Raw genomic sequence first — 20,891 nt, 5'->3', positions numbered from 1 at the left:
CAACTTTCAGGGCTACAGTTTTCACACTACCAGTGAAAGTACCTTTGACAGTCGTGTCTGTTTTTAGTTTAAATGCAGCTGGTGTAATCGTGCTTGTTCCTGCAGGGTTTTGTGTGACAGTGATTGTTTTCGTGTCTACAAGCGTTCCAGCGGCATTGTAACCTTTCACAGAAACAACATCCGTAGGGTTCGTAATTTTACCTTTCGCATAGTACTGCCAGTTTGTTGCGTCCATCACGTTCACTTTCGCTGATTCTACACTGTTGACAACGAGCGATACATATTTCACGTTACCAGTAAAGGTACCTTTCACATACGCATCCGTTGAAATGACAAAATTACTTGGGTTTGGTGTAATCGTACCAGTGAGGCTATCTGGACCAGCCAAGGTAACCGTTGATGTCGCAATGGATGTGCCTTCGGAATTGTAACCAATGACTTTCACGACATCCGTTGTATTTTTAATCTTGTCTTTCGCGTAGTATTGGAATTTGTTATTTGCGCCTACAGCCACGGCAGGGTACACCGTTCCGTTGACAGAAATGGCTACTTTGCTGACAGAGCCAGTGAAGGAACCTGATACATAACTAGAATCACTGATCGTGAATCCGTTCGCTGTCACCGCACCTTTTAATAGGTTGCCGTCTTTTAATGTTACTTTCGCGCGTGATAGTTCTCTACCAGATGCGTCTGTCGCTACAATATACGCGTTTTGTGTTGTGCTTGTAATCTTGTCTTTCGCATAATATTGGAAGCTTCCACTTACCGGAACGGTTGTATATTTCGTATCGCCTACAAGAAGGTATACTTTTGTTGCGTCACCAGAAACGGTTGCTTTGACGTTGGTATCATAGCCTACATAATAAGCTGCATTGACAACGACAGTACCTGCTGTTTGTTTGGTTACGGTTGTAGAAGCGCTCGATGATTCACCATCTTTCGTTACATTCGCTGTCACAACGGCACCTGTTGTTTGTTTTGGAATCGTCAAGCTGTAGTCGCCCTCTGCGTCTGTTGATCCAGTTGCGATTACAGTTCCAGCAGCATTTTTAATCTCGATAGAAGCGTTTGGCTCACCTGTTCCTGAAACAATGGTAGAGTCATTGGTTAACGGATTAATCGTTGTTTTCGCGAGTTCTTTACTTGCTGTTACGGTTGTTGTTACGGAAGCACTTGTTCTTCCATTTAGTGCTTGTTTTGCTGAAATAATTGTGCCTACCGTTTGTTTTGGAATGGATATAGCATAGGAGCCGTCGATTACTGTTCCTGTGTATGTTGCTGATCCTATAGTTAATGTGACTGTCGCTCCAGTTGTTCCAGTTCCCTTTACAGTTGTATCATCTGTTGTTACGCTATTAATTGTTGGACTAGCAATCGCACTTGATTGTACTATAACTGGTGTTGCTGTGCTTTCGTTGCTTGCTGCATCGGTCAATGTGACTTTGATTTCTTTACCGGCGGCTTGTGCTGGTATAGCTATGGTGAATACACCCGTAGCATTCGTTCTACCTGTCAGGACTCCTCCAGATGGCAAGGTAACCTTCACATCGCAATTGGCTTCCCCGTTACCAGTAATAGTTGTATCTGTATCGAGGATTATGTTTACATTCGGTGCATCTGGTGCTGTAACATCCTTCACAGTTGTAGACGTTTTTGGACTCAGTGCGTTGGTTTTATCTTTCGCAATGGCATCGACAGTTGCTCCTGCTTTTGGTGTGTCGATTGGAATAGAGAAGTCACCGAAATCATCCACAGTACCTGTATAGGATATGCTCATACCATTGTCAGTGATTTTTACAGTGACCGTATTGCCGACATCTCCGGTTCCTGTTACTTTTGTTGATTTATCTGTCACCGTATCTAAGAGTGGTGCAGAAGGTGCTGCGTGAACAACCGTTGTTGCCCCTGCTAAACTGACATTGTTCGCTGCATCTGTCAGCGTTGCGCTAATCACGGCATCTTTTGCTTGTGCTGGAATGATAACATCAAACTTACCTTCTGTGTCTACTGTTCCTGTTATTTCTGTATTATTTGGCAGTTTGATTTTGACCGTCGTGTTGGCTTCTCCGGTTCCTTTGACGTGTGTGTCTTTATCCGTGACAGTGCTTAATATAGGTGCGTCCGGAGCTGTTACATCGACAACCGTTGTCGTTTCTTTGGGACTCGTGACACCTGCTTTTACAGATGTAGCTTCTGCAACAAGGCCTGCTTTTGGTTTCGTAATAGTGGTGGACCAATTCCCATCTGCATTTACATTAGCTGTATACGTAGCGTCACCGATTTTTAATGTGAGGGTAGAGCTTGGTTCTCCTGTTCCAGATGCATTTACAGATTTGTCGTTGATCGTATTGATGGTTGGTTTTGCAATGGCACTAGCTGTTACAGTCTGTGTTGCTGGATTACTCTTTACATCCCATAAATCTACTGCGTACGCTTTATAAACATCTCCAACAGAAGATCCAGTAACATTCATTTCAAAGTTCCGTCCTGTTACCGTGGCAGTTCCTACAAAAATATCATTTTTATAGATTTGGACTTCCTTTAACGCTTCGATAGAACCATTCAAGGAGCCAGTTACTTTTGAATCTTGATTTTTAATTGCTTGTAGCGCGGGGGCATCAAGCTGAGCATAGTTTTCTCCTGATAGGCTTAAACCGGAAATAGTTTGATAGAGCTCATTTGTTTGAGTTTGTGAATTAACAGAGCTTCCGATAAATATTCTCGTTTTATTACCTGTTGCAACAAATGTCATTTCAACAGAACCTGAAAGACCTGTACGCCATTCAACGTTTGGCCGAGTTACTGAACCAGCATGCCCACCACTAGCTACAGAACGAGTGCCCACTTTTACGCCTGAGGCTATATCGGTTGCTGAACATTCAGCATACGTCGCAGTTCCTATAGCCATTGTTTTTGTTGAAAACTTGGTGGTATTGAAATTATAGGCTATAGTGTACGTTTTACCAGGAATCGTATTCACAGTTTGGTTTAAACCGATAATACTGTTCGCTGTTCCATGTATTTCTAAAGAACCGTTTCCTAATGGCCGCAGACCAACACGAGTAAAATCAAACCACCCATCGCTGTTCTTAGTACCAAATGCATTTATTGAAGTATTATAATCCAGATTAGTATTGAATTCTGCATTCCAATCCGGAATACTGTTAGTCGTGCTAGTAAAATTGGTGTTTTTCAATAGATTCTGTGTAGCTTTTAGGTTAGAAACCAATTTTTTCTCTGCAGTATTTGTGATAGTTTCATTCTCCGATGCAGCGCCGTGTAATGGTAGTGCAGTGATTATGGACCCCATAACCAGATTAGCAACAAGTGCACTGGTTACAACTTTTTTCATTTTTGATTTAGTCAATTTTATTGCTCCTTTTTAAAGTATATTTTTTTCTTTTTTTCTTAATATTCTGCCACTAATTAATACATCTGTCTTAAGCTATATCTGAATACCTCCTCCTCTTAACTGCTAATTTCTATAGTTTATCATCTATATTTTTGCTTTTCAACGGCACCTCAGTAATAAATCAGTCATATTTCATGTTTTTCTCCGAACTTTTTGTGACGCAACGAGATTGGATTACGCAACGAGCATTTTTTAGTTCACATAATGATAGTGCACAGATAAAATCTTTTTGCAAAATGCTCCCATTCACGACGCTAACTTCTATAATGCACTCCGCATGACAGATAGGAAAATATGTTAGAGGCTCTTTGTCACGCTCTAGTTTCATATGCTTCACACAGCTTGAGCGAAAGTATTTATTAGCTTCTATATCTTATTTTAGTGCCGAAAGTCTAAAGAAATAATCATACTCTGGTTGTATGACAGAAATCGTCTTGTCCTTCATAATAGAGTTATCAGTTAGAAAACAATGATTTATTTTAAAATACTTAGGGATACGCTTAATTTCCACAAGGAGGAAAAAACATGGAAAACGAACGCAAACGAATTTTAGAATTAGTGAAGCAAGGTATTATTTCTACGGAAGAAGCGCTAACGTTACTTGAGAACATTTCCAAAAAAGAAGGAAAAAGCGCAGCAGCCGAAAACATTCGCTCCTCTGAAACTGTAGAAAGTGTGCAGGAGGAAGTCGAAGAAGAGGAATATGATTACTCGCAAGGCTGGAATACAAAAGAAAATCCATATCGTGGCGGTGCTTCTTACAAGAAACGTCCACAACCGAAACAAAAACCGGAAGCTGACCAAGACAAGCAACAAGATACAGGTCGTCAAATTATGGACGAGCTTTCACAAGCTGGTGAGAAGTTCGGTAAGTTTTTGAATAGTGCTTTTGAGCAAGTGAAGGATATGCCGATTCCCTTTTTAACATCTACGAAATTAGAGCGTGACTTTGTTTACCATGATACAACGTTATCGATCTTAGAGTTTGAAATTGCAAACGGAAATGTAGAGTTTAAAACATGGGATAGCAATGACGTGAAGGTACATGCGAATATTAAACTGTTCAAAGAGTATCCAGAAGAAGAAGCGTTGCAAATTTTCTTCGACAAAACAACATTGCGTGTGGATGAAGAAACATTACGTTTCCAATCACCATCGAAACAAGTGGTAACGAACTTGACGGTATACTTGCCAGAAAGAGAATATGACTATGTTTCTATCAAGATTTTAAACGGTAATCTTCATATTGAGAGTTTGACTGGTCGTGATATGTTTGCGAAAACAACGAACGGTAATATCAGTGTTGGCACGCTAAATACGACATTGACGGAGATTGAATCGATTAATGGTAATGTTCGCGTTAACAGTGGTACAGTTCGCGATTTATCTTTGAAAACATTTCATGGTAACGTGACAGCGAAGGGCGCTTTTGACGCAACGAATTTACAAACGAAGACAGGAAATATTTCGTTCACATTGACGAACCATGACTCAAGCTTCCTTAAAACAAAAACAGGTGTCGGCAACATTGACGTGATTGTACCTAATGAACTAGGTGTTGACGGTAAACTGCATACAAACTTAGGTAAAATCAATCTTGGAATTACAGGTGCAGACGTACTGGATGAAACTTCAGATTCTGTGAACAAAACAATGATATTTACGAAACTACCAAAAGCGAGCGAAGCTGTTCTAAAAATTGAAGCAGAGGCAACGACTGGTAACGTAAGAATTAAAGACGTTAAGTAAAAATAAGGACTCGCTATTCACTGCGGATAGTTGCACAGAATAGCGAGTTTTGCTACATATTTTCAAATGAAAGGAAGGAACAGTGATGAACAAAAAATTAAGGAGATCCAGATCAGATCGTAAAATCGGTGGGGTGTTTGGTGGTTTATCTGACTATCTCGGCGTTGACGCAACGGTTTTACGAATTATCTATGTCGTACTTATTATCATTTCTTGGAAAACAATGATCGGGGTTATTGCTTATATTATCGCTTTGTTTATCATCCCTTCCGAGAATGCTAGTTACGACGATGTTATCGATCGCCACAACCAGAAGATGAAAGATAAGTATGATCGTCATGAAAGAAAAATGCAATCTAAGAGTGAGCGTGTGAAACAAGCGCAAGCGATGCATTCAGAGCGTGCGAAAGAAATGCAACAGCGCCATCTCGATCGGGCTAGAGAAATGCGTGAACGTCATAGTAATCGTCACCATAATCGGCATCACAATCACACGAATGTGGAGGGTATGAGAGGACGGCAGGCACAAAGCACGCCACGTCCAAAGCCAATTCGTGAATTTGAATTTAACAATACGACTTTCCGTACGATGGAATTAAAGATCGCGACAGGTGATATCATCATTCGTGCATGGGATAAAGAAGATGTGAAGATGCGTACCGTTCTTTCTGTTCACAATAAGGCTCGCGCTATTCAACAGTTGAGCGAAGAGAAATTATGGGATTACTTTTTCACGCAAACGACGCTTGATATGTCTGGTGACCGCTTCGTTTTTGAATCGAAAAATGATGCTTTGAAAACAGATGTAGTCCTAACTATTCCAAAGCGTGCCTACGAGCAAGTCAGAATCCAATTGCTAAATGGTAACTTGAAGTATGACGATATGGAAGTGGATGACAGCACCTTGAAAGTTCGTCATGGTGACATTAGATCCACGGGTACAGCAGGGAAATTCCTTGTTGCTAGTACCGAAGACGGTGAAATTTTATTCAAGAGTGGTCGCGTCGAAAATATCGAATTGCGTACGACAAAAGGCGATGTTTCTGTCACTGGTGATTTCCAAACAACAGTCGCTGTCGCTGAAAATGGAGATGTTGGCTATAATCTTCAAAATGATCAAGCCACAGCTGCAGACTTGAAAGCGCCACATGGTGACATCCGTATCCAGATTCCAGCAACATGGAAAGTGGACGGCACACTAGGTACGAAACGCGAAAAAATCTATTTTGACTTAAAAAATGCAAAAGTATGGGATGAATCGAATAAATCACTTGTATTTACGCAGAATTCAGAAGAAATGAGCGTTGCTACATTGCAAGCCTCTGTAGATAACGGAATTATAAAGATTACCGAATTAGAAGAAAAACAAGGATAAGCAACATTAGGAGGAAATACTATGAGAAAATTAACGAAATCATCATCACAAAAAATGTTAGCAGGTGTATGTGGCGGGATCGCTGAATACTTCGGTTGGGACGCGACTTGGGTACGTATCGCCTATGTGTTACTATCATTAATAAGCTTTGGAACGGGGATACTCATCTATATCATTTTAGCAATCCTTATGCCCGCTAATTCAAGTTGGGAGTGAATCAATTAAATGCGTTGGATAGCAGGAGTTTTAATTAATGCGATTTTATTTGTCGCCTTATCTGGATTCTTTGAGAGTTTTCATGTAGAAGGATTTACAGGCGCGATTATTGCAAGTTTTGTATTGGCAATTTTGAACATGTTGGTGAGACCGATTCTCCTCATTCTAACTTTACCAATCAACATTTTTACACTCGGTTTATTCACCTTTGTCGTGAACGCGATGATGTTAGAATTGACCTCGTTCTTCCTAGATGCTTACATTCAAATCGATGGCTTTGGAACGGCGCTACTAATTGCCTTACTAATGTCATTGGCAAATATGGTTATCAACTCTGTATTATGGAGCAAGGAACCAAGATGATATACAACCTTGATATGACGGCAACTTCTTTCGCGAGAAGGCGTCACATATCGAGGTTTCTTTTTGTTAAATAAAAATAGGTAGCCTTAAAAATCAGAAAGTGCTAAAATGAGAGAGAGATTTCATACAAAAAGGATAAGCGGGGAAGGCTGCGTGTTGAGCTTTGGGCCTGTTGTCTTAATGGAGGTACTTTCATGACAAAATCAGTAACGGTGAAAGATTTAATGGATCGTCTAGATTTGGAATTGATTTGCGGTGAAGAGGGATTGGAGCGTCCGATTCTAACAAGTGATTTATCGCGCCCAGGTCTTGAGTTAACAGGTTTCTTTTCGTATTACCCGGAGGATCGGGTGCAGCTTTTTGGAATGACGGAAATTTCGTTTTCAGAAGGTATGTCGAGTGATGAGTGTTTGAAGCGATTCCGCCAAATGTGCACGAATCGTACGCCGGCGTTTGTTGTATCACGTCATTTGGAAGCGCCGAAAGAGCTCGTGCAAGCGGCAACGGAAGCAAAAATTCCTGTACTGCGCTCGAAGCTGAAAACGACGCGGCTATCCGTGTATGTGACGAATTATTTGGAAAGTAGATTGGCACCGGTTATTTCAATGCATGGTGTGTTGGTCGATATTTATGGTCTCGGTGTACTTATTATGGGATCTAGCGGTGTTGGTAAAAGTGAGACGGCGCTTGAGCTTGTGAAGCGAGGACACCGTCTTGTAGCCGATGATAATGTCGAGATTAGACAAGAAGATGAGTTGACGCTTATTGGGCAGTCACCACCGATCATCGAGCATTTGCTTGAAATCCGTGGATTAGGCATTATTAATGTCATGACTTTATTCGGTGCGGGTGCCGTGCGTTCTAGTAAAAAGATTACGATTGTTGTGCATCTTGAGAGCTGGGATCCGGATAAACACTATGACCGAGTTGGCTTAGATGAAGAGAAGATTCGGATTTTTGACATTGATGTGCCGAAAATTACTGTGCCCGTTCGACCAGGACGGAATTTAGCAGTTATTATTGAGGTGGCAGCAATGAACTTCCGATTGAAAAATATGGGGTACAATGCAGCAGAGCGCTTCACGCAAGATTTAAACAACCTTATTGGTCAAAATAGTAGTATGACAGATTGAGGCGATGAGCTGGTCTGTTTTAGAAAGTAGGGGCATAATGAAGTTGAATTTAGCGGCGCTGGATCCAGTAGCCATTCAATTAGGTGGAATATCAATACGCTGGTATGGTGTGATTATTGCGACGGCTGTCGTGGTGGCGCTTCTGATCGCGTTACAAGAGGCGAAGAAGCGTAATGTGGATAGAGAGCTGTTAGTGGATTTGCTTATTTGGGCGATTCCGATTGCGATAATAAGTGCGCGAATTTATTACGTATTGTTTGAGTGGGGCTATTATAAGGACCATTTGAACGAAATTATCAAAATCTGGCATGGTGGGATAGCGATTCACGGGGCATTGATAGGCTCGGTGCTGACCGCGGTTATTTTTGCACGAATCAAAAAAGTATCATTTTGGCAGTTGGCAGATATTGTGGCGCCGAGTTTAATTATTGCGCAGGCGATTGGGCGTTGGGGTAACTTTATGAACCAAGAGGCGCATGGTGGACCGACAACACGTGCATTTTTGGAAAGCCTGCATTTACCGGACTTTATTATTAATCAGATGTACATCGATGGTATTTATTATCAACCGACATTTTTATATGAATCGCTTTGGAATGTGATTGGCTTTATTATTTTACTTATTTTGCGTCGGACGCGTATTTTGCGTGGGGAGTTGTTTCTGTCGTATGTCATTTGGTATTCGATTGGACGCTACTTTATCGAAGGGTTGCGGACGGATAGTTTGATGTTGACGGATACGCTTCGTATGGCGCAGTTTATCTCGATCGTGCTCGTGGCAGTTGCGGTTGCATTGATTGCTTATTTCCGAGTGAAGAAAGATCGTCCGTATTATTTGGAAGACAAGTATGGCATTGCAAAGAAGAAATAGAGTTATAGAGAGGGAGTACACATGACTAGGAAGATAACGACATTGTTGTTTGATTTAGATGGAACCTTGATTAATACGAATGAATTGATCATTAAAACATTTCAGCACACGCTAGGTGAATATTTTCCGGAGCGGACATTTGAACGGGAGGACATTTATTCGTTTATTGGGCCTTCGTTGATTGACACGTTTACATCGCTTGATCCAGAGCGAGCGCAAGAAATGGTGGATCATTATCGCGCATTTAATAAAGAATATCATGATGAGCTAATTTTGGAGTACGATGGTGTCTATGAGGCGATTAGAGCGCTGTATGAGGAAGATTATAAATTGGCTATCGTTTCTACCAAAATGTACGATATGATCCTAAAAGGGCTTAAAACGACTGGTTTGGACAAGTATTTCCAAGTTGTGATTGGTTTGGATCAAGTAGCGGCACCAAAACCTGATCCTGAAGGGATTAATATGGCTTTAAAATTGCTTAATTCGACTGCGGATGAAGCGATTATGGTTGGGGATAACTATCATGATATTGAGGCAGCACATAATGCTAACGTGAAGAGTGCCGGCGTTTCTTGGGCCATTCGTGGTGCAGATTATTTACGAGACTACAATCCGACGTATATTTTGGAATCGATGGGTGATTTACTTAATATCGTGAGGGAAGATTAATGCGCCGAACGAAACGGTTTGAAACGAAAGGGGATGTCAATCCTCTTTGGAAAGTATATCGAACCGTATCGTTTGGACGGACATTGAAAAATACGCTTATTATTGAATTCGGGCGTATTTTTCCTTTTATGGGCGTGAAGCGTTGGCTGTATCAACATGGTTTAGGCATGTCGATTGGGGCGAATACGTCCATTGCTTATAAAGTGACAGTGGATCTTTTTTATCCAGAGAAAATTACGATTGGACAGAACTCGGTGATAGGCTTTCATACGACGATTTTGACGCATGAGTATTTGATCAAAGAATATCGGGTTGGGGAAGTCGTGATCGGGGACGCGGTTATGATTGGCGCGAACGTCACGATTTTACCAGGAGTTCGTATCGGTGATGGGGCAGTGATTGGAGCGGGTACAGTAGTTTCCAAGGATGTCCCGACCAAGTGCTTTGCTCGTGGCAATCCCATGATTATTAATGAGATAGAAGAAGTAGCTTTGTAGCGGCTGAACTTTTGCGCAAAGTGACTTCTTTTTCGTTTTAGAGGTTTATTTTATGGTATACTCAACTTACTTGGAGAATGCGCGGAGGTAAAAAATTTGAAAAATAGTAAAAAAGAAAGCAACAAAATTTATCCATTCAGGCCGAATGGGGAGTTTTATTTTCAGCGAGGTATTGAGGCGTTTCGTAATCAGGAAATGCCAGAAGCGTTGCGTTATTTGGAGAGGGCAGCATTTTTTGAGCCAGATGAGCCGGTTATTATGTGCCAACTTGCGATTTGTTATACGGAGTTAGGCCAATTTGATAAGTCGAATCAGATTTTGCGCCGTGTGTTAGATGAAGCAGAGGATATTCATTATTGCTATTATTTTATGGCGAATAATTATGCGTACATGAAAGATTTCAAGCGGGCATTGCAACATGCGAATAAGTATTTGGCGCTTGTAGTAGAGGGCGAGTATGTGGAAGAGGCAAAGGATTTGATTCAGCTCATTATGGAAGAAGCGCCGCTCGCAAGCTTTGGTGTGAGTGATATGTCTGAGATGGAGAAAGCAATTTTTGCGTTTCGGGCGAAGGTGGACGACTTGGTTTCTGATGATAAATTGGACGAAGTTAGCCAGTTTTTAGTTGCTGAAATAGAAGAGAATCCGACATTTTGGCAGGCGTATATAGAGCTTGCTGGTATTCGGTTTAAGGAAGAGCGTTTTTCAGAAGGACTTGCTATTTTAGAAGATGTGTTGGCGCGTGATCCTGGCAATTTGATGGCGTTGTGCGAGCTATATTTGTATGCGCATTATCAGGCAGAGTGGCAACAGACTGCGTTCGTTTTAAAAGAGCTTGAGAAAGTAGAGCCATTCTTATCTTTCCAACGTGAAAAATTAGCGCGGATTTACGCAATGGCCGGTGATTATGCACATGCGGATTATTTATTTGAGAAAGTGAATCAGTTAGAGATTATGGATCGGTACGCCTATTATTATTATCGTGCGGAAACAGCCTTTTTCCTGAATCGGATAGAGGAAGCCGAGGATTTTTGGCAGCATTTTAAGCAGATCGATGGGGAGGAATTGGTTTTCCCGTGGGAATCACCGCTTTTATTAGCAAATGACGAAGGTGCTGTACTGGAGAAGTTGGCGAGTAAGGATCGTTCAGAGCATTTACTGGGCGTCTATTTGCTAACGATATCTAGCAAGCAACCAGCTTTAATTATGTTTAATGATTACTTTGATATGACTGGTTGGGATTTTTTCGAGCATTTGATTTTCTCGGAATTTGAATTTTTGCCGGATAGTTTGGATGCTGCGAATTGCAATGCGGTAGTTGCAATATTAGGCCGTTTTGCTGAGGTCGGTTTCCCAGCAAAAATAGAGACGGCTCCGATGTACTCCTTTATCTTTTCGTTTATGAAGATTTCAATTGATCGGAAATACGATTTGCGCACGAAAAATTTGGACGGGGTAGCGGCTGCAATTTTATATCAATTCCAGTGTGGTACGCAGAAATCAATCGCGGAGTTATTCGGCTTGTCAGTGACAACACTTCGTAAATATTCCCTTGAAATCAAAGGGTTTTGAGCAGATAAATGGACGGAACTCCCGCTTTGGGTTTACGATAGTTCTAGGATTAGATTGGAGGAATAACAGTGAGTGAAGAGAAGATTTATGATGTTATTATTATCGGTGCTGGGCCTGCGGGAATGACTGCGGCGCTTTATACTTCCCGTGCTGATTTAGATACTTTAATGATTGAACGCGGTGTGCCGGGTGGTCAAATGGTGAACACAGCTGATATTGAAAATTATCCTGGTTTTGACAGTATTCTGGGTCCTGATTTGTCTGAGAAAATGTTTTCTGGGGCGAAACAATTTGGAGCAGCATATGCGTATGGCGATATTAAATCTGTCGAGAACGGCGAAGAATATAAGACTGTTGTGGCAGGTTCTAAGACATTTAAAGCGCGTTCGATTATTATTGCAACGGGAGCGGAGCATCGTAAGTTAGGTGCAGAAGGTGAAGATAAGTACAGTGGTCGTGGTGTTTCTTATTGTGCGGTATGCGATGGAGCTTTCTTTAAGAATCGTGAACTTATCGTTGTCGGTGGTGGTGATTCTGCAGTTGAAGAAGGAGCCTATTTAACGCGCTATGCGAGTAAAGTCACGATTGTGCATCGTCGTGATAAATTGCGTGCCCAACAAATTTTGCAAGATCGTGCTTTCAAAAACGAGAAAATCGAATTTGTTTGGAATAGTACGGTAGAAGAAATTATTGGCGATGACATGAAGGTAACTGGTGCTCGCCTAGTTTCAACTATCGATGGTTCGACATCGGAGTTAAACGCGGATGGAGCATTCATTTATGTTGGTCTAGTACCGCTTTCTAGTGCTTTTAAGGGGCTTGGTATTCTAGATAATGAAGGTTACGTGATGACGAATGAAGAGATGGAGACATCGATTCCAGGGATTTTTGCGGCAGGAGATGTTCGTGTGAAATCGTTGCGCCAAGTTGTAACGGCAACTGGTGATGGTGGATTAGCAGGGCAAAATGCACAGAAATTTGTAGAAGACTTAAAAGAGAAGTTAACGGAAAAACCACAAGTATAAGTTTAAAAATAAGAAACAGTCGATGATATTCATTATTTGGATGGCATTGGCTGTTTTTTTTGTGCTTACATGTGGAGAGGTTACTAAAATCATTTAGTAAAATTAGTTGATAAATTTTACTAAATAAATTATAATGAGGATAAGTGATTCTACTTTGAATGTGGAGGTATTGGGATAATGGATTATTCAAAAATGAAAGCGGATTTTTCACGCGTTTTTGATCGGACGGATGGTGCGTTGTATTTTGCGCCTGGTCGGATAAATTTAATTGGGGAGCACACAGATTATAATGGCGGGCATGTGTTTCCGTGTGCGATTACGCTTGGAACATATGCGGTGGCGGCGAAACGGGAAGATACGCAAGTTAGGCTTCTATCACTTAATTTTGAGGATTTAGGAATTATTTCGTTTGATGTAGCAGATCTGGAATATCGTAAGGCGGATAATTGGACGAATTACCCGAAAGGTATGCTCAAGTTTCTGAAGGAAGCGGGTCATAAGATTGATCAAGGAATGGATATTCTGTATTGGGGTAATATTCCGAATGGGGCTGGACTCTCGTCTTCGGCTTCGATTGAGCTATTGACTGGGGTTGTTTTGGCGGATTTATTTGATTTGAAATTGGCGGATTTGGAACTGATTTTGACGGGGAAACAAGTGGAAAATGCGTTTATTGGGGTTAATTCAGGGATTATGGATCAATTTGCGATTGGCATGGGTCAAAAAGATATGGCGATTTTGTTGGATTGCAATACGCTTGAGTACGAGCTGGTGCCAGTGAAGTTGGATGGATATACAATTGTGATTATGAACACAAATAAGCGGCGGGAACTGGCTGATTCGAAATACAATGAACGGCGCAGTGAGTGTGAGCAGGCTTTGGCCGAATTGCAAGTAGAATTAGATGTGAAATCGCTTGGAGAGTTAGATATGGTCACTTTTAATGAGTATCGGCATTTAATTTTGAATAATACGTTAGTGAAGCGGGCACGGCATGCGGTAAGTGAGAATGAGCGGACAATGTTGGCTACAAAAGCGCTTAAAGATGGGGATTTACTGACATTTGGAAAATTAATTAACCAATCTCACATATCTTTACGTGACGATTATCATGTAACTGGGGTAGAATTAGATATGTTAGTAGAAAAAGCTTGGGAACAATCAGGTGTTTTAGGCGCGCGGATGACAGGTGCTGGTTTCGGTGGTTGTGCGATTGCGATCGTGGAAACTGTATGTGTTGATACATTTATCGAACATGTAGGGAATGCATATGCGCAAAAAATAGGCTATCCAGCAGCGTTTTATATTGCCAATATTAGTGATGGAGCGAAAACCATCAAGGAGGAATAGAAAATGAGTATTTTAGTATTAGGTGGCGCAGGATATGTGGGGTCACATGCCGTGGATCAGTTGGTGGAAAAAGGATATAAGGTAATCGTTGTCGATAATTTACGAACAGGTCATGCGGAATCGCTTCATAAAGACGTGGTATTTTATAAAGGTGATATTCGCGACAAGGCGTTTATGCAAGATGTTTTTCAAAAGGAAACAATTGAAGGTGTCATCCATTTTGCCGCGAGTTCATTGGTTGGTGAATCGGTCGAGATGCCACTGGAATACTTTAATAATAATGTATATGGTACGCAGGTAACGCTCGAAGTGATGGAAGAGTTTGGAGTGAAAAATATTGTCTTTTCTTCATCGGCAGCAACTTATGGTGAGCCGAAAGTAATTCCGATTACAGAGGATGCACCGACGAACCCAGAAAGTCCATACGGCGAAACGAAATTGATGATGGAGAAAATCTTGAAATGGTGTGATAAGGCGTACGATACACGTTTTGTAGCTTTGCGGTACTTCAATGTGGCGGGTGCGAAGTTTGATGGAACGATTGGAGAGGATCATAAACCAGAGTCGCATCTTGTACCGATTATTTTGCAAACGGCATTGGGACAACGCTCGGAGTTGTCGATTTTTGGTGATGATTATCAGACGGAAGACGGTACGTGTGTCCGTGATTATGTCCATGTGGTGGATTTGATCGATGCGCATATTTTGGCGCTAGAATACTTAAGAGATGGCGGTGCGAGCAATATTTTTAACTTGGGTAGTAGCCAAGGATTCTCTGTTAAAGAAATGTTGGAAGTGGCTAGGAAAGTCACGGGTAAAGAGATTCCTGCGAAAATTGTGCCAAGACGTGCGGGTGATCCTAGTACGCTAGTTGCTTCTAGTGATAAGGCGCAAGAAGTTTTGAAATGGAAACCACGGTTTACGGACGTGAATAGGATTATCGAGGATGCTTGGAATTGGCACTCTAAAAATCCGAACGGTTATACCAACTAAAACCACGTGAGGTGCGAAATAATGATAGTAGACAAGTTTATTGATATCGCAGTGAAAAATGGCGAAGTGGCAGAATTAGACAGGATTTATGTAACGAATCGGTTGCTCGATTTATTAGGGTGGTCAAAAAAGCGTGCGGTGGCAGGAGATGTCGCCGCAGATCGCTTAGCGTTGCTGGATCAACTAACAGATTTGGCTGTAGAATCCGGTGTGATCGGTGATGCTATTTCTGCACGCGAAATTTGGCAAAGTAAGGTCATGGATCTTTTTGTGCCATGTCCCTCTGATTTGAATGCGGAATTTTGGGAATTATACGAACAATCCCCGAGTCAGGCTACGGATTATTTTTATAAGGTTAGTAAAGCGAGCGATTACATTAAGACGCGTAGCATTGCGAAGAATATTGAGTATTTGGTGGATACGGGCTACGGAGAGCTCGAAATGACGATTAATTTGTCAAGGCCGGAGAAGGATCCGAAGCAGATTGCGATGGAGAAGGCGGCTGAGGCGATTAGTTATCCACTTTGCGCGCTGTGTCTGGAGAATGAAGGCTATGCGGGGCGGGCTGATTTTCCAGCGCGTACGAATCACCGAATTGTGCAGATGCGTGTCGAGGACGAGGAATGGGGATTGCAATATTCACCGTATGCTTACTATGAGGAGCATTGTATTTTCCTGTCGGCGGAGCATCGGCCGATGGTGATCGATCGGGGTACATTCACTCGTTTGGTCAAAATTACGGCGCAATTTCCAAACTATTTTGTAGGTTCTAATGCGGACTTGCCGATTGTTGGTGGCTCCATTTTGTCGCATGATCATTATCAGGGTGGTGCTCACATGTTTGCGATGGCGAAAGCGCCTGTACATAAGGAGTTTCCTGCTTATCAATGGGCTGAATTTCCAAGCGTGTCGGTGGAGATTGTGAAATGGCCAATGTCGGTAATTCGGTTGCAGTCAGTGAGTGAGGCGGATATCGTGTCGGCCGCGGATGTTATTTTGCAAAAATGGAAGGAATATTCGGATGACGAGGTCGGAATTTTGGCGTATAGTGGAGAGGAGCGGCATAATACGATTACGCCGATTGCGAGTTGTCGTGAGGTGGCGGGAGAGCAGTTGTTTGAGTTGTCGCTTGTTTTGCGGAATAATCGGCGGACGGCGGAACATCCTGATGGGCTTTTCCATCCGCATCAAGCGTTGCATCACATCAAGAAGGAAAATATTGGTCTGATTGAGGTGATGGGGCTTGCGGTGTTGCCGCCGCGCTTGAAATCGGAGTTGGAAGAGGTTGCTCGGTATTTGTTGGATCAGCCACATGCGATGGCGGATTATCATTCGGAATGGGCAGATCGGTTGAAACGAAAAGGTGGCTTCCAAGAGGAGACGGTTATGCCTTTCTTGCAACAGGAAGTCGGGAAAGTATTTGAGCAGGTGTTGACGGATGCTGGCGTCTTTAAGGACACGGCGGAAGGGATACGCGCATTTAGGGAATTTATGGAATTAATAATAGAGACGGGGGATCAGGAATGAAAGTTAGTGAACGGAAATTTGGTGTATTAGATGGGCAAGATGTGACGGAGTTTTGTATGGAGAATGATAATGGTGTGCGAGTTTGCGCGCTTGACTACGGCGGGATTGTGACGGAAACGTGGGCGCCTGGTGTGGATGGTAGTTTTGCGAATGTATCGCTCGGTTTTGCGACGCTAGATGAATATTTGGCGCATTCCCCTTATTTTGGAGCGCTGGTTGGGCGGATTGCTGGGCGGATTGCAGATGCGCGGTTCGAATTGGATGGTAAAACGTATCAGCTCACAAAAAATGAAGGGGAGAACCAGTTGCACGGCGGATCGAATAATTTTAGTAAGGTGATTTGGGATGCAGTTCCTTTGGAAACGGCGAATGAGGTTGGTGTGATATTTTCGCATACGAGTCCTGACGGGGACAATGGCTTTCCTGGGAATTTGGATGTGCGTGTGACGTATACGCTAAATAATGATAATGAGTGGAAAATAAAATATGAGGCGAAATCGGATGCTACGACAGTGTTTAATCCGACGAACCATATTTATTTCAATTTGGCGGGCGATGTGAGCAAGACTGTGCTAGATCATACGTTGCAAATTAATAGTGATAAGTTTGTGGCGCTACGTCATGATTCGATTCCAACGGGCGAGTTAATGGATGTTGCGGGGACAGCGTTTGATCTGCGGGCTCCGCGGGCGATTCGCGACGGTGCGATGAGTGAACATCCGCAAAACGTCATCATAAAAAATGGCTATGACCACGCATTTGTGTTGCAACATAAGGAGAACAAGCAAGATGCACGTTTGGTTGATCCTGAAAGCGGGCGTGTCGTGGAAATGCGGACGGATTGCGATTCTGTAGTTGTTTATTCGGGAAACCAGTTGTCTGGAAAATTTGCTCTGGATGGTGTTAGCGTGCCTAAATATGCGGGAGTTACAATGGAAACACAAGGTTTGCCAGACGCGATGAATCACGATGGTTTCGGCTCGGTGGTACTTCCGAAAGAGGAACTTTTCCAATCGGAGACGGTTTTTACATTTACAACGATGTAAGTAATATTTAGGGAAATATAAATAAAGCAGAAATCGCAACACCCATTATCTGGGTAGGACGAAGACTTATGCTAAACGCAAATCGAGCGAAAGCGTTTGTACTCAGGGGATTTAGTGGTAGCCGGAAACGGAGTGTACGGACTGTACATGGGTGCCGGAAGCCTACCAAGCCCCCTGAATGCGAGCGCTTGTCGCCGATTTATTTAGGTTATGAGTGGTATTGTTTTATTTGTTAAAATAGACGAGATGCATGATACCTGATAAAATAGAGGTGATGCTTCACGGAATGCGGACAAGAGGAGCGTGTGAATGATGGCTACCATTAAAGATATCGCAAAACAGGCGGGGGTTTCAATCGCTACAGTTTCACGGGTATTGAATTATGATGAGACACTTTCCGTCGGCGATGATACGAAAAAACGTATTTTTGAGGCAGCGGAAAGGTTGGAATATACGAAACATAAACGCAAACAGCAGAAGAAAAATGCAAAAATTGCCATTGTGCACTGGTACTCGGAAAAAGAAGAATTGGATGATCTATATTATTTATCGATTCGTGTTGGAGCGGAGCGTAAAGCCGAGGAAGAGGGCTATCAGGTGTTGCGAGTTTTTCAAGATATTCCAGATCAGACGCTTGGCAGTGTGGAGGGCATTATCGCGATTGGTAAGTTCAGTCAGGCACAGATTGCGGAGTTAACGAACTGGAATAGCAATATTTGTTTTGTGGATTTTGATCAGTCGGTGCAGAAATATGATTCGGTGATTGTTGATTTTCAGCAGGCGACAGTCTCCGTACTCGATCATTTCATCGAAAAAGGGCATCGAAATATCGGGTTTATTGCAGGAGAAGAGCAGTTTAGCGATGATTCGGCGAATATTATTGATACAAGATGGCTTGCTTTTCGGGACTACATGAAACGAAAAGGGCTCTATGAAAAGAAATACTGTTTTTCAGGTAGGTTTTCTGTCAAAACAGGGTATGATTTAATGGTGAAGGCAATTACCGAACTGGGAGATGAGTTACCGACGGCTTTTTTTGCGGCGAATGATTCGATTGCGATCGGTTGTCTGCGGGCACTTCAAGAAAAAGGCATTGCGGTACCTGCACGCGTGAATATTATTGGTTTGAACGATGTCAGCGTTTCAAAATATGTTTTTCCACCGCTTAGTACGGTGAAAGTTTATACAGAATTAATGGGACAGACTGGCGTGGAACTTTTGCAAGAGAGGTTGTTGGCTGGGCGATCCATTACAAAAAAAGTGACGCTATCCACGGATTTGGTGATTCGGGAAAGCAGTTTGTGAGAGGGGTAAGGTTATGAAATGGAAAGAAGAATACGAGAAATGGTTGGCAAATGATGCATTGGAAACGAGTTTAAAAGAGAAACTAAATGCGGAAAAAGATGAGAAGGTTCTCGAGGATAGCTTCTATACGAATATGGCGTTTGGAACGGCTGGAATGCGCGGTGTGTTAGGTGCTGGAACAAACCGGATGAATATTTATACGATTCGTAAGGCATCGGAGGGCTTGGCACGTTATGTTGCGGAGAATGGCGAAGAAGCAAAGAAACGTGGTGTTGTGATCGCGTATGATTGCCGTCATATGTCGACGGAATTTGCGTATGAATCGGCGCGTGTGCTTGGATATCATGGGATTAAGAGTTATGCGTTTGAGACGTTGCGTCCGACGCCAGAATTATCTTTTGCGGTGCGTTACCTAAATACATTTAGCGGTATTGTCATTACGGCGAGCCATAACCCGGCGGAGTACAATGGTTACAAGGTTTACGGGGAAGACGGTGGACAAATGCCGCCTCATGGAGCGGATGCGGTGACGCGTTATATTAACGAGATAGCTGATATTTTTGCGGTGAAAGTGGCAGAGAAGGATGCGCTTCTTGCAGACGGCTTGCTAGAAGTCATCAGCGAGAAAGTGGACACGCCATACTTAGAAAAAGTGAAGACCGTGATTGTAAATAATGACCTGGTTGAAAAACAAGGAAAAGACTTGAAAATCGTATTTACGCCGCTACATGGAACTGGCGGAATGCTCGGTTTGAAGGCACTTCAGAGCGTTGGATTCACGAATGTGATTCAAGTGGAAGAGCAATTTCAGCCTGATCCGAATTTTACGACGGTGAAATCGCCGAATCCAGAAAATCGGGAAGCGTTTGAAGTCGCGATTGATTATGGTGAGAAGTACGACGCTGACTTGCTTGTTGGAACAGATCCAGATGCCGATCGTCTTGGCGTTGTTATACGAAACAAATCGGGAAAATATGATGTGCTAAGTGGTAATCAAATTGGTGCCCTCATTTTGCATTATCTATTGAAACAAAAACAAAGCGCAAAACGAGCTTCCAAAAAAATGCTGCGGTGCTGAAATCCATCGTAACATCCGATTTAGGAACGCTGATTGCGAAGCATTTTGATGTCGAGATGATTGATGTTTTGACTGGTTTCAAGTTTATCGCAGAACAGATTCATAGCTTTGAGACAACAGGCTCGCATACGTTTGAGTTTGGTTACGAAGAGAGTAATGGTTTCATGGTGAAGCCGTTTACGCGTGATAAGGACGCTATTCAGGCGCTGCTTGCGATTTGTGAAGTGACGCTTGATAGTAAGCAAGCTGGCAAAACATTGGCCGAGGATTTAGAGGAAATTTATGAGCAATTTGGTTATTTCAAAGAAGATCTTGTTTCCTTAACAATGAGCGGGAAAGATGGCTCTGAGCAGATTGAAAATATCATGAAAACGTTCCGTGCAGAGCTTCCAGATAGCATGGGCGGCGAAAAAATCGTGAAGGTGGAAGATTATCAATTGAGCGAGCGCCGTTTTTTAGCGGATGGCAAAACGGAGCCAATCGAGATGTCGAAATCGAATGTGATCAAGTGTTTCTTGGATGATGGCTCATGGTTCTGCTTACGACCATCAGGCACGGAGCCGAAAATCAAATTCTATTTCAGCATTAAAGGCAACACCGAAGCGGCTGGCAGTGAAAAATTAGCACGCGTTCGTGACGGTCTCATGAAAATCGTTGAAAAATAGCAGTATGGGGCTTGGGAGTTCGTTTCCAAGCCTTTTTATGTG

The 20,891-nt window shown here is 42.5% G+C and carries 16 protein-coding genes and 1 pseudogene; 16 read left to right on the top strand and 1 reads right to left on the bottom strand.

Annotation, left to right across the window (positions count from 1 at the left end; all coding sequences use genetic code 11):
* On the bottom strand, positions 1-3,367 hold a 3,367-nt coding region (locus tag PGRAN_RS12265; RefSeq protein ID WP_051998625.1), incomplete at its 3' end, for an Ig-like domain-containing protein.
* A gap of 570 nt (positions 3,368-3,937) precedes the next feature.
* Between PGRAN_RS12265 and PGRAN_RS12260 the strand changes: the two genes are divergently transcribed.
* The 16 genes and pseudogenes from PGRAN_RS12260 (at position 3,938) to PGRAN_RS12185 (ending at position 20,849) form a co-directional block, all read left to right on the top strand.
* Positions 3,938-5,161, top strand: coding sequence for a DUF4097 family beta strand repeat-containing protein (locus PGRAN_RS12260; protein ID WP_036067405.1), 1,224 nt, complete (start codon positions 3,938-3,940; stop codon positions 5,159-5,161).
* An 85-nt stretch (positions 5,162-5,246) separates the two neighbouring features.
* A complete protein-coding gene (locus PGRAN_RS12255) occupies positions 5,247-6,536 on the top strand; it encodes a PspC domain-containing protein (RefSeq protein WP_036067404.1) in 1,290 nt (429 codons plus the stop codon).
* 21 nt (positions 6,537-6,557) lie between these two features.
* Positions 6,558-6,752 (top strand): PspC domain-containing protein, encoded by a 195-nt coding sequence (locus PGRAN_RS12250; RefSeq protein ID WP_036067403.1) that lies wholly within the window; start codon positions 6,558-6,560, stop codon positions 6,750-6,752.
* 9 nt (positions 6,753-6,761) lie between these two features.
* Positions 6,762-7,115: a phage holin family protein gene (locus tag PGRAN_RS12245; protein ID WP_036067402.1), complete on the top strand. Its 354-nt coding sequence runs from the start codon at positions 6,762-6,764 to the stop codon at positions 7,113-7,115.
* Positions 7,116-7,309: 194 nt separating this feature from the next.
* Positions 7,310-8,248, top strand: coding sequence for an HPr(Ser) kinase/phosphatase (gene hprK / locus PGRAN_RS12240; protein ID WP_036067400.1), 939 nt, complete (start codon positions 7,310-7,312; stop codon positions 8,246-8,248).
* A 37-nt stretch (positions 8,249-8,285) separates the two neighbouring features.
* Positions 8,286-9,119 carry a prolipoprotein diacylglyceryl transferase gene (lgt, locus tag PGRAN_RS12235; protein WP_036067399.1) on the top strand — a complete coding sequence of 278 codons (834 nt, stop codon included), beginning with the start codon at positions 8,286-8,288 and terminating at the stop codon, positions 9,117-9,119.
* Positions 9,120-9,140: 21 nt separating this feature from the next.
* The gene (gene ppaX / locus PGRAN_RS12230; RefSeq protein ID WP_036067398.1) at positions 9,141-9,791 is read left to right on the top strand and encodes a pyrophosphatase PpaX; all 651 of its coding nucleotides are present in this window, start codon (positions 9,141-9,143) and stop codon (positions 9,789-9,791) included.
* A complete protein-coding gene (locus PGRAN_RS12225) occupies positions 9,791-10,288 on the top strand; it encodes an acyltransferase (protein ID WP_036067397.1) in 498 nt (165 codons plus the stop codon). The genes ppaX and PGRAN_RS12225 overlap by 1 nt, the downstream gene beginning before the upstream one ends.
* Before the next feature lie 96 nt (positions 10,289-10,384).
* Complete coding sequence (locus PGRAN_RS12220) at positions 10,385-11,860, top strand: tetratricopeptide repeat protein (RefSeq protein WP_051998624.1); 1,476 nt, start codon at positions 10,385-10,387, stop codon at positions 11,858-11,860.
* A gap of 68 nt (positions 11,861-11,928) precedes the next feature.
* Positions 11,929-12,885, top strand: a complete 957-nt coding sequence (gene trxB, locus PGRAN_RS12215; RefSeq protein ID WP_036067395.1) for a thioredoxin-disulfide reductase — start codon at positions 11,929-11,931, stop codon at positions 12,883-12,885.
* A gap of 177 nt (positions 12,886-13,062) precedes the next feature.
* The gene (locus tag PGRAN_RS16950; RefSeq protein ID WP_036067393.1) at positions 13,063-14,235 is read left to right on the top strand and encodes a galactokinase; all 1,173 of its coding nucleotides are present in this window, start codon (positions 13,063-13,065) and stop codon (positions 14,233-14,235) included.
* Between the two features lie 3 nt (positions 14,236-14,238).
* The gene (gene galE, locus PGRAN_RS16945) at positions 14,239-15,228 is read left to right on the top strand and encodes a UDP-glucose 4-epimerase GalE (protein WP_036067391.1); all 990 of its coding nucleotides are present in this window, start codon (positions 14,239-14,241) and stop codon (positions 15,226-15,228) included.
* Between the two features lie 21 nt (positions 15,229-15,249).
* Positions 15,250-16,755 carry a UDP-glucose--hexose-1-phosphate uridylyltransferase gene (gene galT, locus PGRAN_RS12200; RefSeq protein WP_036067390.1) on the top strand — a complete coding sequence of 502 codons (1,506 nt, stop codon included), beginning with the start codon at positions 15,250-15,252 and terminating at the stop codon, positions 16,753-16,755.
* The gene (locus PGRAN_RS12195) at positions 16,752-17,801 is read left to right on the top strand and encodes an aldose epimerase family protein (protein ID WP_036067389.1); all 1,050 of its coding nucleotides are present in this window, start codon (positions 16,752-16,754) and stop codon (positions 17,799-17,801) included. The genes galT and PGRAN_RS12195 overlap by 4 nt, the downstream gene beginning before the upstream one ends.
* Before the next feature lie 312 nt (positions 17,802-18,113).
* A complete protein-coding gene (locus tag PGRAN_RS12190; protein ID WP_036067415.1) occupies positions 18,114-19,106 on the top strand; it encodes a LacI family DNA-binding transcriptional regulator in 993 nt (330 codons plus the stop codon).
* Positions 19,107-19,119: 13 nt separating this feature from the next.
* Positions 19,120-20,849: pseudogene (locus PGRAN_RS12185) on the top strand (phospho-sugar mutase).
* Positions 20,850-20,891: the final 42 nt, after the last annotated feature.

The organism is Listeria grandensis FSL F6-0971, assembly GCF_000525835.1.
Lineage (GTDB): Bacteria > Bacillota > Bacilli > Lactobacillales > Listeriaceae > Listeria_A > Listeria_A grandensis.
Note: the sequence above shows the minus strand (reverse complement) of the source record. Positions and strands in the feature narration are given on the sequence as shown.